The organism is Phenylobacterium sp. (genome assembly GCF_036402295.1).
Classification (GTDB): Bacteria; Pseudomonadota; Alphaproteobacteria; order Caulobacterales; family Caulobacteraceae; genus Phenylobacterium.
Window position 1 is genome coordinate 20,443 of record NZ_DASWTE010000146.1, and the last position, 17,310, is coordinate 37,752.

Annotated in this window: 7 protein-coding genes; 4 read left to right on the forward strand and 3 right to left on the reverse strand. The window is 69.4% G+C overall.

Features of this window, described 5'->3' with window-relative positions; all coding sequences use genetic code 11:
• The first annotated feature begins 60 nt into the window (after positions 1-60).
• Complete coding sequence (locus tag VGD44_RS09275; protein ID WP_331086178.1) at positions 61-2,787, forward strand: CHAT domain-containing protein; 2,727 nt, start codon at positions 61-63, stop codon at positions 2,785-2,787.
• 259 nt (positions 2,788-3,046) lie between these two features.
• Here the strand turns inward: VGD44_RS09275 and VGD44_RS09280 are convergent, their stop codons facing one another.
• The 3 genes from VGD44_RS09280 to VGD44_RS09290 are packed head-to-tail and all read right to left on the reverse strand — an operon-like array spanning position 3,047 to position 15,365.
• The gene (locus tag VGD44_RS09280) at positions 3,047-8,734 is read right to left on the reverse strand and encodes a hypothetical protein (protein WP_331086180.1); all 5,688 of its coding nucleotides are present in this window, start codon (positions 8,732-8,734) and stop codon (positions 3,047-3,049) included.
• A complete protein-coding gene (locus VGD44_RS09285; RefSeq protein WP_331086182.1) occupies positions 8,731-11,604 on the reverse strand; it encodes a phospholipase D-like domain-containing protein in 2,874 nt (957 codons plus the stop codon). The genes VGD44_RS09280 and VGD44_RS09285 overlap by 4 nt, the downstream gene beginning before the upstream one ends.
• 2 nt (positions 11,605-11,606) lie before the next feature.
• Positions 11,607-15,365 (reverse strand): hypothetical protein, encoded by a 3,759-nt coding sequence (locus tag VGD44_RS09290; RefSeq protein ID WP_331086184.1) that lies wholly within the window; start codon positions 15,363-15,365, stop codon positions 11,607-11,609.
• A 763-nt stretch (positions 15,366-16,128) separates the two neighbouring features.
• Between VGD44_RS09290 and VGD44_RS09295 the strand changes: the two genes are divergently transcribed.
• The 3 genes from VGD44_RS09295 (at position 16,129) to VGD44_RS09300 (ending at position 17,215) form a co-directional block, all read left to right on the forward strand.
• The gene (locus VGD44_RS09295) at positions 16,129-16,380 is read left to right on the forward strand and encodes a DUF1778 domain-containing protein (RefSeq protein ID WP_331086185.1); all 252 of its coding nucleotides are present in this window, start codon (positions 16,129-16,131) and stop codon (positions 16,378-16,380) included.
• Entirely contained in the window at positions 16,377-16,907 is a 531-nt protein-coding gene (locus tag VGD44_RS26505) for a GNAT family N-acetyltransferase (protein WP_414694626.1), read from the forward strand. Before VGD44_RS09295 ends, VGD44_RS26505 begins: the two co-directional genes overlap by 4 nt.
• 113 nt (positions 16,908-17,020) lie before the next feature.
• Positions 17,021-17,215 carry a hypothetical protein gene (locus tag VGD44_RS09300; RefSeq protein WP_331086187.1) on the forward strand — a complete coding sequence of 65 codons (195 nt, stop codon included), beginning with the start codon at positions 17,021-17,023 and terminating at the stop codon, positions 17,213-17,215.
• Positions 17,216-17,310 lie beyond the last annotated feature (95 nt).

Below are 17,310 nucleotides of genomic sequence, written 5' to 3' on the forward strand. Positions count from 1 at the left end.
CCCCGGCCTTCCACGGTGTAGCTATTGGGTAAGTCCTCTTTTCGTGGGAGACGTGAAGAAATGGGTTGGTTCCTCCGCCTTCCCGGGCAGGTAGCCGGTGGTGCTCGGCGTCACGGCGCCGCTTGGCGGCTAACAGCTGCCGCAGGCGCCGCATTCATCCTGGGCGTCGCGCCAATTCAGGCTGCGGAGCCCGCCCCCAGAGCGCGGACCGATCAGAACCCTGACGATGTCATGCGCGCGGCGTACGACGCCGGCGCCGTCGACTGTGCGTCGGGGGCGGCGCGAAGGCTCTTCTCGCGCGCTGCCGAGCTGGGCGCCGCATATGCCGCCATCGCCCATGCTCGGTCTTTCGATCCCCTGAAGTGTCCGAAGGTGGCGCGGGACGGGACACGGGCAGCGCAGCTCTACGCGGCCATCGCGGAAGGTGACGGACCGTCGCGGACGGATGCGGTTTGGGCCTGGGCCGACCTCGTCGACGCGCGGCTGGCGACGCCAGCGCCCTTCTCAACCAGGGCTGAGTTGCTGGGGGCCTACGGCGCCAAGCTGCTGCGCGGTCCTTACAGCGATGATGTGCTCAGGATGTTGGAGACGGCCGCCCAGGCGGGATACCGGCCGGCGCTGGCGACTCTACGGTCCGCCTCCGAGAAGGGTCCTGGGGGGGAAAGGGTCGCCTGGGCCGGCTATGACCGCGAGAAAGCGTCCTGCACGCTAGGACGCGTGCTGGTCGCTGGTCGTCCAGATGAGAGGGCCTACGAGGAAGGCTTCGACCGGTTGGGCGACTGCCCCGGCGACTATGATCGGATGGACCTCGTGAAGGCTCGCCTCGGATCGGGGACCGTGACCGTGGCGGATCGGATGTGGCTCGTGGCCGCCGTCGTGCGCGACCGCGACTACAACCATTGGGCCGCCAACCGGAACCTGATGCTCGACAGCCTGGAGGATCTGTCTGGCCGCATCCTGCCGGCGGCGGACGCGGCCAAGGTCGGCGCCCTGATCTACGATGTCGCCCAGCGGCGCTTTGTCGAAGGGGAGATCGGCTGGCCCGAGCTCATGGCGTCCTTCGAACGTGCGCGGAAACTCGACGGCTCGCCCACCAAGTTCGCTGATCACCTCTTCGCTGCAAGCACGTCGCGGCGCGTTCCCGTTGACCCCGCCAAGGCGGGCGTGCCCGCGGGTGCCGCGGATTTGCGGTCCGGCCTCGATCAGGCCGCGTCGATCTACGGGAGAGACCTGAACGCGCTCAGCGCCGACCAATTGCGGCGTCTCCTCCACCTCGCCTGGCATGACATCGGCGGGCGAAGGCCGGACGACGGCCTGCAAGAGATCCTGGAGCACCTGGCGCGCAAGGGAGACAGCGCGGCGAGGCACACCCTTGCGCTCCTGCCGCTGCAGCCGGACCTGCTGCAGCATCGCTACCCCGCCAAAGCCGTCACCGCATCGCTGCAGGACGCGGTATGCGGCGAGGACAACCTCACCCTGGCCATCTCCAAGCAGACCACCCTGTACCAGCGACTCAGCCAGATGCGCGGAGCGCCCTCGGTCTCGGGTGAGGTCTCACGGTCCGCCCTCCGAGGTATCCGTGACGGATCCGCGGTGGCGTTGTTCCAGCGCGACGCCCTGAAGAGCTGCGTCTGGTTGATCGGCGCCCGCGGCAAAGTTGCGTTCGGGGAAGTCTACGTCCCCCCCGGCGCCGTTGAGGCCAACCTGCGAACCTTCTTCCGAGTTTCAGCGATCGACGCGCGCCAAGCGCTCCGCGCGCCGATCCCGCGCGCGTCCAGAGGTGCGAGGGGGCTCCATCGCACGCCCCCGGCCGCCGACGGATCGCACGCGGCGCTGAAAGACCGCGCGGCGGTGAAGGCTCTGGCGGCGATCCTGTTCCCCGGCGACACCATGGGGGGGCTGACGGAGGTGCAGCGCCTCGTGATCGTTCCGTATGGAGCCCTGGGCAACGTGCCGTTCGACGCGCTGCCGCTCGACGAGGGCGACTTCATCAGCCGCTTTTCGACGACGGTCGCGCCCAGCTTCATCGATCTCTTCGCCGCCGCATCGGCCATTCAAGCCCCGTCCGAGAACGGCCGCCGCGCATCGGCGGCTCGGGAAGGATATGTCCGCATCATTCCCGGATGCGAGGAGGATGCGGCGAAGCACGGCGAGGTCGGCGCCCCCTCATCCGCGCTCGTGATCGGCGATCCAAGCTTCGCCGACCCCGACTTCGAGCTCCCGCAACTGGCCGGGGCGCGCGCGGAGGCGAAGGCGGTCGCCGAGCTGATGGGCGTCACGCCTCTATTGGGCCGCGACGCCACGCGCAACAGAGTGACGAGCGCCGCTCAGAACGCGGACCTGATCTACCTCGCGACCCATGGCGTCTCCTACGGCGATACCGGTCTTGAAGGGTTCATCGCACTCGCCGACGGCGACCGTTGGACGGCCCGCGAGGTGCAGTCCGCATGTCTGATTCGCGCAACTTTGGCGGTGTTGAGCGCCTGTCAGACGGGCCTTGGGCAGAATGTATCCGGTGGCGTCATCGGGCTTGCGCGCGGGTTCCAGATCGCAGGCGTGGACAACGTCGTCATGAGCCTCTGGAACGTTGACGACAAGGTCACGCAGGGCCTGATGCTGGAATTCATGTCGCGCATCAAGGCCGGGCAGGACGCGTCCTCCGCACTGCGGGATGCGAAACTGCAGGTACGGGCGCAGCCCGGCCGTAGCGATCCTCGGTACTGGGCGAGCTTCACGTTGTTCTCGGCCAAACAACCTGCAGTCGTCGCGGCGGGGCCGCTTCGATGAGGCGAGGCATCCCCGCTCCACGGGATGCTCGACGCCAGCAGTGCAAGTGTCCGGTTTCGAGCGCGATAACAAGTTCCGCTCCCGAAGCATCGCCGCCGTCAGAATTGGCCTGACTTGGAGAGGCTGAACCGAAGACCGTTTGCCCTCCCGCTGTTCTCTGTCGGGCGGTTCGCGCACCCAAGTTGGAATGGCAGCCGCAATTCTCCCACAAGCTGTTGCTGCTCCTCCTGGCGGATCTGGGGCCAAACGAAGTTGCGGCCTAAAGCGAGATAGCCAGGGTGTGGGACTGGACGAGGGTATTCTCAGGATCCGCCGAGGCGGCGCGATACCGCGTGAGCGAGATGCCGAAGTTGAGTTCGAAGTCGCCCGAGATCGGTGATGCCGGGGCGAGCAGGAAGACCGTGCCACGGGTGTCGGCGACCACCGTGGCCGGCACGTCGGCGCCACCCTGACGAAGCCTGAGACGTACGTCGCCGCCAAACGATTCGGGACTCTCGATCACGAGGAGGCCGGACGCATGCAGGCCGATGTCGAGGCGCTCGACCTCGCCCTGAAGCGGGATACCGAGCTCAGCGATCCAATCGGCGAAGGGCGCGTTCCTCGTCGCAAGCTCGGCTGTGCTCGCGCCCACCGCCGCTCCGATGGCGGGGATGCGGCGGACTCGGCCGGAGAAGCTGCTGACGTGCTCGGCGAAGCCCTCGAAGCGGCTGACATCGTACTCGAAGCGATAGGCGTCGAGGCCATCCACCCGCAAAGCTTCGAACTGCGCCTCACCCTCCGCGAGCAGAGCCAGGCGTCCCCCCCGCGATGCGCCCCGGGGGGTTCGCAATTGCGCCGCGCCCGCTTCGGCGACGATCTCGTCATCGTAAGCGGTGACCCTGAGGACGAGGGCCGGGCCGTCCCCGACAGCCGCAGACTTGAGCTCCATCTCCTGGGCGCCGTTGCGCCGGACGATCCGAAGGGTGGTCTCGTCGAGCCAGATGTTTAGGGATCCGGTTGCGGTCACCGCCAGCGCGAGGCCGGCGCGGGTCCCCAGCGCGCGCAGCCGCAGCTGCGCCTCAAAGTGCAGCCAGTCCGGCTGGCCGAACTGTGCGGTCTGCACACCGCTCGTCGCGCTGGGTCCGAGCAGGCCGTCGGCCGACTGCCAGGGGACCGGGGCTGTCGTGAAAGCCGTGGCGTCGTCCGCCTCGAACGTTCGCCGATCGACGAACGGCGCGCCGGCGACCCGCAGGCCGATCCGCACCCGCGACCGCGCCGGCCAGAGCGCCGGCGCCTCCGGTGCGCCGTGGGGGTCAGCCGGAACGTGCGAGAGCACCCTTGAGCGGTGCGTGGGCGGGGGCGGGAAGCCGCAGGCCTCGGCATTCGCCGCCACGGCTTCGAAGCGCAGCCGCAACGGGTCCAGAGACAGGGCCTCGCGCACGTGGCCGCGCGTGCCGCCGACGACCGGCGGACGCGGCTCCAGGTTCGACCCCGTCCCGCGGTGAGCGACGATCCAGTCTGCGCCGGTGGCGGAGAGCCGTCGGCCGTCGCCTTCGCCGCCGACCAATCGAGCCACCAACTCCCAGTCGACCCGCTGCTTGCGTTCCGGCGGGTCGTTGGGCCCAACGGGATGGTCGATGCGCTGCAGGATGTCGAAGCGCTCGTCGAAGGCGAGGAGGGCCGGCTCGCTGCGGTAGAGACAGGTCCCCCGGGGCGGGTAGCAGGACTCCACGTAGGGCTCGATCTCACTGCCCACCCTGTCGGTCCCGTTCAGCCCCAACAGGCCCCGGGTCCGGAAGCGGAGGATCTGCGGGACCTCGGCCACGAGCGCGCCAGCCGTCTCATGCGCGACCTGCACCCGCGTCTTCACCTGAACCTCGTACTCGTGGTTGGGCAGCCAGGCGAAGCGGCTGCCGTTGCCGGCGGTCGCCGGATCGAAGGATCCGCACTTGAGATCGTGAAGCAACGCGTCGAGGGTCTCCTGGGACGTCGTGTAGCGAACGCCCTCCAGTTCCACCACGCCGGTGACGCCGGCGGTGTCAGGGACCGGCCGCCCCGTGATCCGGACACTGAGGTGCTCGATCCCCGCGGCGTCGGCGATCTCGATCCGGTCCGGGCTGTTGGCGCTGAGGGGGAAAGCCTGCTCGGCGACCGCCTTCAGCCCGCGGAACGCGGTGATCACGAGGTCGCGGGGCAGGTGCATGGCCTTCCACGCCATCTGGAACACGACCCGGGCGGCCGGCGCATCGAAGCGGATCCGGGCGATCTCGCCCTCGGGCGAGCCGATGACGGGCAGGGGCACCAAATGTGGCCGATTCAGCGGCGCGACGACCAGCGGCGGCGTCACGAGCCACCTCCAGGGCGTCTGGGAGTTGCTGAAGAGCTGCGTGAGCGGCGCACGGGCTCCCGCCTCCTGGCCCTCCCAGTTCAGCACGTGCTCGCCAGAGCTCTCGAAGGTGGGGCAGCACGGCCAGCCCGGCATGGTGCGCACGAGGTTCTCGTCGCCCATGAGGTTCACGGCCATGAAACGCCAGGGAAGCTCGGAGTTGAGGAGGAGCAGGCGCGGATCCAGCGCCTGCTCGCGCTGCAGGTCGGCATCCCAGCGCATCGCCAGCGGCGACTTCCTGCGCTCAGCTAGGGTGGCCGGCGGGAGGCTCGCGATGTCGTCCGTGCGGCTGAGAGCCGGGTCCAGAAGCGTCGTCCAAGGCGCGGATGCCCCGCCCGCCAGCGGCCGGCGGCGAATTCCGAGTTCCACGAGCGCATAGCGCGTGGACACCTTGTTGCTGTCCTGCCGGCCTGCATCGGGCGGGGTGATCTGGCCCCAGATGAGCCGGTCGTCCACGGCCGGCTTGAACTGCAGGGCGACGACCGCGTCGATCGGGAGTAGCGGGGCCTCGCCGGCGAGCGCGGGGGCGGGCAATGCTTGCAGTTGCGAGATGTTGAGGACGGCTTGCGGGTCGTCGGACAGGGTCGAGACCGGCAGGGCGATCGGGTCCCCCGCCGTCACCCGGTGGCCAGCGCCCTCCTCGAGCGGAGGGGAGATGGTCTCCATGCTCTCGAGCTGCGGCTCGCCGAGGGTGCGGTTCCAGCGGAAGGTCTTGTCGGGCATCCACCAGGGAGTGTGGATGCGCACCTCGCACCCGATCTGCCGGTAGGCCGGGTCGGGACCCAGGAACGTCCACTCGACCTTGAAGCTCGCTCCGAAGCGGAAGACGTAGAGGACGTTGATCCGGATGCTGCCTTCCAGCTTCTGGACGAAACCCGAGACCCGGGACTCGCTGCGCCATACCCCCACGGTCAGCTGCATCGACAGCGAGAAGTCGATGGAGCCGATGGCGCATTTGCGGGTGCCGCCGCTGAACTCGGCCCGGAACGCCAGGACGCGCGGGCCGCCGGGGACGTCCACGATCTCCAGGCATATCCCGACGAAGAGCTTGAGCCGGAAGACCCACAGGTCGCCCCCGATCCGCAACGCCAGCCAGCTCGAAGTGTCGTTGAGCCGGCCGATCGCGAAGGTCGCAGGCTGGTTCGTGGCGTAGAAGGTCCCGGTCAACGACGGCGCCGCGTCGAAGAAGGAGGGCAGGTCCTTCCCCGTCGCCTGCTCGACGCCCAGCGCGAGCCCGACGAGCGCGCTCCAATGGTCGCCGTCGAGCTCCACCACGCCATAGGCGATAGGCTTCTTGCCGCCGAGATAGAGCTTCAGCGCAGCCAGAAAGCCGCGTGCGGCCGGCGAGCTGACATAGAGGAAGAAGGCGTCGATCGTCAGGGCGTTGCCGCCCCCGAGCTTGACGCCGGCGCCGGCGGCGAACGCCCAGGCGTTCTCGCGGGGCTCCCAGCCCGCGCCAGCCATGTTGCGGGAGTCCTTGATCTCGATAGCGTCGGCATGCGCCTGGGCCCAGTCGAACAGGCGCATGGGCTGGGCGGTCGAGGGCTCATTGGGCCCCAGCTTCGGCTGCATGTTCCAGGCGAACAGCCCGCGCAGGTCGACGAGAGAGAACCCGCCCGGCAGCGGAATCGGGCTCACCTTCATGCCGGCGAGCCAATAGGTGAACTCGGAGACCGGCGTATTGGCCTCGTTGTATGTGGTGGCTGTCCCGTGCAGCACTTGGCCGCCGAGCGTGAACCGCCCCTTGTCCTTGCCGTCGGCCGTCTTGCCGAGGCCCAGGTTGAGTTCGGCGCCGAAGGCGGCCTCCCGGAAGCGGACCTGGCCCACCCGGCGGTCGCTCAGCATGCCCGAGCCGATGATCGACAGCGCGCCTGTCTGGATGAAGAGGCCAAGGCCGTCGATCAGGAACACGGGCGCATTCGGGTCGCCGTGGATCCGCCAGCGCAGGCGGAAGAACTGGACGCCGAACGAGCCCTCGTAGTCCGTGCCTGTCTCGGGCGTCGCCGTCGGCGTGCCGAAGACCGGCCACGACCCGCTGAAGGAGAAGTAGCGGCCTCCGTTTGGCTCGGTGACGTAGCCGAACTCGTCGATGGACAGGCGCAGCACGCCCATGGCCTTCAGGTCGACCTTGTCGGCCTGCCAGAAGCTGCCGAGGGCCTTCTCCCCGAACTTCCAGCCGACGCCATTGGCCACGATCGTGGTCGGCTTGCCCGACTTGGACTCGACCTTGACCGGGGTGTCGGCAGCCGGCGGATCGGAGGGCGCCTCGTCGCCAATGACGATCACGAGGTCCGCCAGAGCCAGGTATGGATCCAGGACACCGGCGTCAGGCTTGGGATCGAAGAGGCGCTTGAAGGAGACGCCGATGCGCCCGCCCAGCACCTTCACGCGCACGTTGAAGAGCGAAAAGAAGTTGAACGGCGGCTCGACATGGAAGCCCGCCGAGAGCGTCCAGTCCTCGCTGAGGTCGATGGTTCCGCTCCAGCCGTCGGCGTGCGGGTCGTTGCTGATCGCAATGTCGAGGAAGGCGGTCTGCGGATCGATGAGGGAGGTATTGTTCGCGAAGCTCCGCAGGAGCACCTGGCGGACGATAAGGTAGATGCCGTCCTGCTTGCCCGGCGCGGACTCCTCGACAAGGGCCGTCACGACCGGCTTGTCGCCGAGCCGGTACACGCCGTCCGCGCTCTCGCCCACCTGCAGGCTCCGGCGGACCCCGGCGCTGAAGTGGAGCGGGAACGGCGACGTCGGGCCCGTCGGGATGAGCAGGATGTCTTCGAGGACCGGCTCCACGTACTGCGCGTCGGGCCGTCCTTCGTTGGCCTTGTTCGTGGCGGTCGCCACGCGCGAGCCCACGCTGAAGAGGTCGACCGTGCGCACGGCGAGGCCGCCGGCTTCGTGCGGCGTGTCCAGCGGGTGGCGCAGCCACTCCAGGGCCTGGGCCCGCGCGTCCATCGAGATGGGATTCGGCGTAAGCACGAGCGAAAGATCGTGCAGCGCTGCGCAGGCGATCCCGGAGAACCGGCAGGGGCCTACCGAGATCGGGGTGGCGAACTCGAGCAGGAAGTCGAAGCTCTCGCTCACCCGCAGCTTTGCGTAGGCCTTCAGCGTGCTGGGGCCGGACGCGTTCAGGGAGATCTCGTAGCTGTCAGGCTGGGCGCGGTCGAAGCGGCCCTGCTTCACCTCGCCTGCCGCAGGGTCGAAAGGGAGCAGCAGGCCATTGGGGAACAGCACCTCGATCGGCACGGCCTCGATGACCAGCTCCACGCCCAGCTGCGTCTGCTGAACGAAGAGGCGGGCAGGCCCGGCCGATGTCTCCAGCAGCATGAAGCCGAACTTGGGAAGCGCCGCAAAGACGATGGGTTGGGTCGGCGGGACGGCGCCGACCGTCATGTCGGCCGATAGCCCGACGGCGGCGTCGCTGGCGCCAGGCCGGATGTTCTGGAAGCTGAGGGCGCCCGCGAGCTCCGCCACCATCAGGCCGAGGCTCGCCGGGTCGAGCGGCAGGTAGTCGAGCGGCCACAACCCGGCCGCTTCACCGGCGTCGGCGACGCCCAGGACGTCGAAGAGGCCGATCGCGCTCATGGGCCTGTCTCGAGCGTGGTGGTGGGGTCGGAGATGGAGTCAAAGATCGTCGGGCCCAGCACCTCGATCCAGTTCTGCAGGCTGAACTGGATCAGGTTGGACGCCCAGTCTGGAAGCACCTGCTCGACCATGGACGGCAACTCGGCCAGCGTAGGCTCCGGCAGCTTGAGCTCCGACAGCGGAACCACCCGGTTGCCGGCGTAGCGGCTGCGCTTGAAGAGTTCGAAACCGGCGATGGGGTCGCGGAACAGGGCCGCGCCCATCGCGGGCGCCAGGCCGAGCTGTTCGCCCCAGAGACGCGTCCGCAGCGACAGCGCCGGGTTGTCCGCTGCGCCGCGCAGCTGGTCGGGGATGGCGAAGGCGGTGATCTCGCCGTCGTGGAAGAAGCCGCGCCGATTGATGTTGGTCGAGCCGATTGCGACGAAAACATCGTCGACCATCATGATCTTGGAGTGGAGGAAGATCGGCGTCGGTTGGGCGGCGGTGACCGCCGCGCCGGCGCCGTGGGGCCGCGGATCGGGACACCAGATTCCTTCGGGGCCCATGCCGCCGCGGAGCACCTCCAGCTCCTTCGCCGGCTGGCCGTCGGGACCGACCACGAGTGCCCCGGCGACGGCGAACATGAGCTCGCCCTCGATCCAGAGGAAGAACCGGCCCTCGGGAACCCGCGTGGCGGGGCCCACGACGATCCGGGTCGACGTCCCGTCGGGGATTTCGGTCATCAGGGTGAGCCGCCCGCGGCTCGTGACCCTCCCCGGCGACGCCAGCACGGGACGCCGAAGCGGCGTTCCGATGTAGAGGCGATCGCCCCAGGCCGCGGCGAGCTCGTCGAAGAACTGGCCGCGCTTCCGGTCGCCGAAGTAGACCTCCAGGAAGCTGGGCAGCAAGATCACCAGCCGCCGGCAATGGCCGGCCGCCGCCTTGAGCGCCTCCATGTAGGGGGTGCTTGGCACCATGTACTGTTCTTCGATGTAGATGTGCTCGCGCGCCGCCTTGATGGCGTTGACGAAGGTCGCGTGGGTGGCGGCGTTCCCGTCCCGGACCCACGTCGGCACGCCAGCCGGCGGCGTGCTGGGCCGGTACACCGTCTGGGCGACCTGGATCACGTGCCGCCCCGGCTCGCCCCAGTCGCCGGGTCCCGGCACGATGACCGGCTTGGCGTCCACGGGACCGACCTGCTCGTTCCGCCACTTGAGGACGTGGAAGACCTCCGATGCGGCCGGGCCGGTCAGTCGGCAGTGCACGTCGTGGAAGGGGCTCGCGTGGGGATCCTCCGGGGAATCCGGTTCCACCCAGACCGCGCCGTTGTGGCCGGGCGAGTCGTGCCGGTTGGTGTTGATGTCGATCCCGCCCACGTAGGCGGCGAAACGATCCTCACCGTCCGGTTTGACGATCGCCTGGATCTTCTGGTGGTAGATTCCCCAGCGGTTCTGCAGTTCGCTCAGATGGCGACCATCGGGGAGGGTGATGTCCCCAGCCAGTGGATTGTCGTCCATCGTGGACGGGTGCGGCGCATAGAGCGCCCGACACTGCGCCGCGAGCTTCTCCAGGAACTCCGGCGAGGTCTGCTCGACGTGGTCCTTGATGAGCTTGCCGATGCGCTCTCCGTCGAGCAGGCCCTTGGCGAGGTTTGCGATGGCGGCCGCTTCGGCCAGCACCCAGAGGGCGATCCCGATGGCGCCTGTGACGCCGGCGCCGCGGGTCCCGGCCGCCGGCGCATTGGCGATCCAGAACAGCGCCATCATGGCAAGCGCGATCTCGCGGCTGAGCTCGTCCAGCTCGGCTTCATCCGCCTGGACGAACTGGGCGGCCAGGACCTTGGTCTCGCCGCCGCTGCCGTTGATCGCGGCGGCGATCCTGTCGAGGCGGCTGTCCTCGTCACCGATCCGGAGCGGAAAGTCCTTGAACGCCCAGCCCGCGAAATAGGCGGCCGCGGCGCTTCCCCTGACGGCGTCGAGGTCGGCCATCAGCCGCGCGAAGGTCTCCTCTCCATCGACCAAGGGCTCCATGCGGGAGTTGCGCCGGAAGCGGGCGCCGATGGCGGGGGACTCCGGGTCCGGGTCCAGCTGTGGAGCGAACCATTCGGCCAGGTCGAGGACCTGCACGTGGCCGGCGCCGACGCCGGGCGGAAGCTGGAAGCTGGCCTCACCCGCCACATTGCTCTCCGCGGCGTCGGTGAGGGCCGCGAGCGGTAGCGCGAGCCCGGCGGGGAACGTCAACCGCGAGCCGGGCGCGACAGGACCGAGGTCGCCGGCGCTGTCGGAGACCAGGTCGTGGACGTCGCCGCCGGCCTCAACGGTGACCGCCTGGCCTGCGAGCGGACGGCCGACGTGATCGAGCAGGCGCAGGCTGCGGCGCCCGGCGAAGGCGTTGGCCCAGTCCTGCCAGGCCGGGACGGCGCCGGGAGCGGCGGCCAGCCGGTCGAACCAGGCCCAGGGGGCCGTCGCAAGGCGGTCCTGGAAGAGGATCCCGAGCCACGCGCCGGTGAGGGCCAGCGCCGCATCCCCGGTCCGGAGCGCCTCGCCGTCGGGCGGGTAGGGATGGTCCGTGTAGGCCAGATAGAAGGTGGGAGCGCCCCCCTCGAGGCCCTCCAGGAACAACCGGTGGGCGAAGGGGAGCGGGGAGAGTTCCAGGAGTTCGGCGACGGGCCCGCCGGGGGTGAGGTCGATGGTGCGCGCGCAGCAGGTGGCCGGCCAATGCAGCTCGAAGCTCGCCGCGCTGGGCGCCAGGCGTGTCAGCCAAAGGCTCGCGCCTTCGTAGCGCCCGGGACGGGCCGCCGGGGCCACGTCATCGTAGCGGTCGGCCAGCCGCACGAGGCGGTCGGGCTCACTGAAGAGCGTCACGGTGGCGAGCTCGAAGGGCGGGCGCATCGCTAGACCCCCACTTCGTTGCTGACGGCCGAGCCCGCGCGCAGGCGGAAGCGGGTGCCCGTCGGCGGACGCGCGGTCTCGAAGCCCGTGCGGCCCGCCAGGAAGGGCGCCGAAGCCCGGGTCCAGGCGTCGCCGCTGTCGGCGCGCTCGACCGTCACCGGCAGGGGCGAGGCGCCCCCCCAGTCCCAATCGAGGGTGACGCGATCCGCGGCGAGCGTGATGGCGAGCGCCGGCAGCGCCGGGGGGGCGAAGGGCCGCTCGATGCGCCAGGGCCCGGCGAGTGGGGAGGGCATGCCGTCAGCGCTTACGGTCGCCGCCCAAAGCCGCACAGGACCGTCCGGCGGCATGGAGAGTTCGACGAGGTGGCTCTCGGCTGAGGGCCCGCTCTCGAGCTCGGACCGCGGCGCCACCTCGGGAGACAGGGTGGCGCCGTCGTCGTCGAAGACGAGCGCCAGATGGCCCGCGGGCAGAAGATCGGGGCGGTTCGGGACGCGGACCAGGCGGCCGGGACCGCGCGCCAGGGGGGCTTCGAAGAGGAGGAGGTGGGTGAAGGGACTGTCCCTCGGCACGCCGATCCGCACGCCGCCGGAGGGGTCCGAGGGCTCGAGCGGGAGGCGGCGCGGCGTGGGCCCAGGCGCCAGCGAGGGCACGCGCACCACGGCGGGGATCACGAACCCTTCCTGCGACACCTGACCGGCGGAAGCGGCGCGGCGCACGCGGTAGAGGTAGCGCGCGGCGGCGGACGGGAGATTGTCCTCGATGCTGGTCGCGGCGGAAGGCTCCGGACTGACGGCCCGGAAGAGCGCCCCCCGGAAGGGATGTAGTGCGGCCACCAGGACGAGGAGGCGGTCCGGGACGGTGTCGAAGGCGCCGCTCGTGACGGCCTCGGCAAGGATCTGGCGGTCGGTCGGATTGGGGATCGGGATGGGCGTGCGCGCCTCGCCGAGTGTCCCCACCAGCCCGCCGCCCTCGACGGCGCAGGCGGCGAGCAGGTCGACCGCGTCTAGCCGCTCCACAAGCATCAGACCGGCCAGTCCTGCGGCTGCGAGCCAGGGCGCGAGGTCCAGCCGATAAGCGACCGCTACGCCCTGCGGTTCGTGCGTCGTGAGCCGTGGCACATCCGGCGCCGGCTGCGGGGGTTCGTAGTGCGGGCGTCCGAGCCACTTCGCCTGGCAGAGCAGCGCCGCGATCGCGCTCTCGTTGCCCGGCCGCTGATCGCCGCCGGCATGGGTGTCGGGCACATAGGCTTGATCGTCGGCGGCGCTGACCCCGACCCACAGCGCATCGCGCGGGTGTTCCTGATTCAGAACCAGGCGGTCGTGCAGGATCACGCGGTAGCGTTCTTCAGCCGTGATGGGGATGGCGGGGGAAAGACGCTCCGCCCAGGCGGCCGGTCGGGTCAGCCGTGCCACGTGATTGAGCGGCAGGGACGCCGGGCCGGACGCCGGTGCGTTGAATGCGCCTCCTGGCCCACGAAGCCGGGTGACCAGGGTGAGGCTGACATCCCGCCCTGCCGTGTGGCTCTCCACGAAGAAAGGATAGGGGGCTGCGAGGTACTGGCCCTTGGCCGCCTCTGCCTCGATGGGGCGGTCCAGCCGTGCGGTGACGGCGAAGGCGCCGTCACGGCCGGCGATCGGCGCGACGGCCAGTACCTGGCATTCGACCGTGTCGAGCGGCGGCGAGACGTAGACGCGGAAATGCGTCGCGAACGGGTCGATGTCGCGTTCCTGCTCCCGCCACCCCCATTCGAGCACGATGGCGTTGTCCGCGTCGCCGAGCAGGGCCTGCTCGCCCGGCGTCATGTCGGCGCCCCGCACCAGCACCGTTGCGGTGACGCCCGTTGGTCCCGGGACGTCCAGCTGGTCCGCAGTCCGGGGGTCGGCGCTGGCCGGCGCCGGCGGCGGCTCGTGCTTCTCCAGGCGCGCGGGCGCGGTCTCGGTCGTCCCCGCGCTGCGCCGCCCCGCCCAGTCGATGGCGGCCAGCCGGTAGCGGACCATCGTACCGGGCGGCGGCGGGGCGGCGAGCCCCTCGCCGTCTTCGCCGGTCAGGAACAGGTCCTCCAGCTCGAAGGTCGCCGTCGAGGCGTCCGGTCGGGGCTCTTCCGGAAAGGCCGTCATCAGGTCACCGCCGGCGGTGATCGCGACCTCTTCGCCGCCGGCGTCGCTGCGGCTGCCGAAGGCCGGCGCATCTGCGTCGGTCACCGGCTCCCAGGCGCCCGCCGGGTCGATCCGCCGCTCGACGCCGAACCCGGCCGCCTCGATCGGGGGCGCCACGCCCGGGATGGACCAGCCGGCGACCATGGCGGCCGGCTCCCACTGCAGCTTCATTCCGAGCGGGCGGCGCGGCGCGATCGCGCCCCCGTCAGACACTACCGGCTGCTGCAGGCTTGTGGCTATCGCCGACGACGGCGGGGCGATGCGGGGCGTGTCGGCGAGGAGGATCGAAGGCAGGATCTGGATGGCCTGGACGTCCGGCGCCGGCTCGACGATCAGCGCGGCCAGGAAGCCCTTGCCGCGCAGGCGCAACTGGCTGGCGGCGGCGGGCAGGGTGATGGTCGGCGTCGGTCCGGCGGGGATCGCCACGGGCGCCGAGAAGCTGGAGGCCCAGGCGAAGCCAGCCTCCACCGTCAGGTTGTGACCGGGTTCCAGCTCGAAGCGGAAGGTCCGTGCCGGGAAGGGCAGGTCGATGACCGCGGCGAAGTCTTCGATCCCGAAGCCGATCCAGGGGAGCCCGGAGCCGCCGCCCGCCAGCCGGACGCCCCGCCGGGTCCGATGCAGCACGGCGCCAGGGCCGGGGTCACCGGCGGCCTCGACTGCGGCGGGCTCAGGAAGGCGGATGCGGCAGTCGTGCAGGTAGAAGTCGGCCGGAAGCTGCGTGCCGGAGGGGATGCTGTGGAACCCGATCGTGCGCGCCGCGGCCGGGAAGGTCCCCAGGATGCGGTAGTCGTAGCGTTGACCGACGACGAGGGCGGGGTCGCGGTCAAACAGCGAGAAGCCCAGCGCGCGCCGCCAGGTCGGGCTTGCGAAAAGGATGCGCAGGGGATCGAGGGCAGCCATCTCGTCGAACTGATCGTCCGGCTGCTGGCGGACCCGGACGGCGCTGCGGGGGCTGGTCTTGAGCCCTCGCAACATGTCGGCGATCTCGGCAAAACGCGCCGCGTCGATCGTCTCGCCGGGCAACAGGCGCGCGCGCGCCTCCGCCGTCTCGTCGATCGGCCCCATGAAGTCGCGCAAGGGAAGCTGGAGGCGCGCCACGCGCTGGGCGCCGGTCCAATCCGCCGTGTCGTAACGATAGCGGCAGATATCCACGCCGGTGTCGGCATTGACGGCAGTCAGGTAGACGACGACCCGGTCGAGCGGCGCGGGCCCAAGGTCGAAGGGCCCTGATAGGGGCCCCGAGGCGCTTACCGCCTTGCCGTGCCGCAGGCCCACGATGCAGGCGATTGCGCCCTGGATCCTGCCGTGAAGGCCGGGCGCCGGCGCTGAAAGCTCGAAGGTGCAGACCACCCCCGGCGCGTTCCCGACCGGGAACACGCCCGGCGCAAGGCGCACACGGCCGAGGTCGATGACCCGTTCCTCGGCGGCCGTGAGGCGGCCGATGTGGATCTTCTGGCAGTCGCTCTCCAGGCGCGTGGCGATCCGCCGCTCGATCGTCCAGCCGTCGATCGAGTGCAGATGTGTGGCCGGGCCGATCCAGGCCAGATGCACGCCGGTGCTCGCAGGCTCGACGGCCGGCAGCGCGCTCGCGTGGATCTCGACCATCTCAAGCCTTCGCCTGCCTGGGCTCGATGCTTCACCCATAGCGCAATCAAAAGGCGACCAGATGCAATCCCCGCCGGCGGCTTCGGGCGACGGGCGCTGGCGCAGCTTGGAAGTCTCTGATGGTCAGCGTCGGCCTTCTGGTGGTTTGAGAAGCGTATCGGCCTGACTTGAGGGAGTACCCGCGCGGCCGTTGCGCTGAGCTCACCATCTCTGTCGAATGGGCGGATGGTACGTCACCGCCCTTCCGGCCGTATTGACGCGCAGACCTATCAGCGGGTCGCTGAACTCGCGAAAGCCGAAGATGTTCGATCAGCCAAGTCGCGGCCACGGCGGTTCGGCTTCGCGTGCGCTTGCCAGGCGAAGGACGGAAGGCTTGGCAGGTTCTTGCAGCGTTGGGTCCGGATGCCGTGACTGCCGCGGCTTGGGCAGCGGGGAGGGCCCTGATCGACCAACACTACGAGCTGTCCGTCGCCCAAGGATTGATTGAATCGAATCAAGCGCCCAGTCGCGATGGGGCAGACGCGTTGCTCGATGAAGCGGTCACTCTGGTACGGCGCGCTCCCACCGGGGGAGGCACGTGGGACGAGTTTTTCGAGCAGGATGGGACCGACCTCCCGCGCCAGGAGCCGCCCGAGGCCCCGCGGCGATAGTCGTGGTGTATTGACATTGTAGTGGCAAATGTACATCTGCGCTGCAGGAGTCACCGATGCCCTCTTCAGCCCGCCGCACCCCCACTCGAAGTCGCCCAGGTCGTAAGGACGACGTGATCCAGATTCGCGCATCTGCGGAGACGAAGGCCATTCTGAACCGCGCGGCGGCGCTGCGTGGTCAGAAGCTCTCGGAATTTATGCTGGAAAGTGCTCGCCGGCAGGCAGAGGACGCACTCCTTGATCAACGGGTGTTCTTTCTGCAGCCAGAGGCCTACGACGAGTTCATGGCGCTGCTTGATGCGCCGCCCAAGCCTTCGCCTCAGCTCGCGGCGATGATGCAGCGCAAGGCACCTTGGAAAGCGTGATCGGGACGCTAGCGTTCCGTGCTCCTGAGCCACTTCGGCCTGAGCACGATCTTCAGGACTTCTCAAACGAGCGCCATCCCGCACTCGACGACTGGCTTAAGGATCGTGCGCGAGGGAGCGAGGGCCTTTCAGCGCGTACCTACGTGGTGTGTGCCGCGGCTCCACCAGAGCAAGTGGTCGGCTATTACGCGATAGCGACAGCTACCGCCCACCGCGTCGGACTTCCGAGCGCCAAGCTGAGGCGGGGCATGCCGGAAGAGGTCCCACTGCTGCTCATCGGGCGCCTGGCTGTAGACCGCAATTTTCAAGGGCGTGGGCTAGGATCTGCCTTGCTGGTCGATGCTCTCCAGCGCTGCGCGGCGGCCGCTCGGATAGCTGGCGTTCGTGGCGTCTTAGCCCACGCCATAGATCAGGAGGCAGTCAACTTCTACGCCCGGCACGGGTTCATTGCCGCCCCACCTCTTGGAGAGCGAACCATGTTGATGCCCATCGAGATCTTGCTCGCGACCTTCGCCGACCAAGCCTGAGCGCATTGGTTCCAATTGGCTGGTGCCCACCAACTGCGCGCACCCGTCGATGGTGGAAGAGCGGCCTGCGGTTTGCATGGCCACGGATGGGACACCCTAACAGTGAGCAGACCATGCCTATCCCGCCTGCTATCGATCCGAGGCTGCTAGCGGCGGAGATCTGCGCGGCGGTCTCCGAGTTCAACCGCCTCGCCAATCTCGCAGACCAGCTTGGATTGGCGGTCGAAGTGGAAGTCCTGCACCAACAGACGCCGGAGCACCAACATCCTCGTCCGGTGCTGATGGTGCAGGTGGTTTCACCGCTTTAGTCTCAGTTCCTCGGGACCCAGCTAAGCGGCCTCCCAAGCCCGATTGAGGACCTCGGCCGCGATGGCAGCCTTGTCCTGAGGGAGGAAGCGGCCGT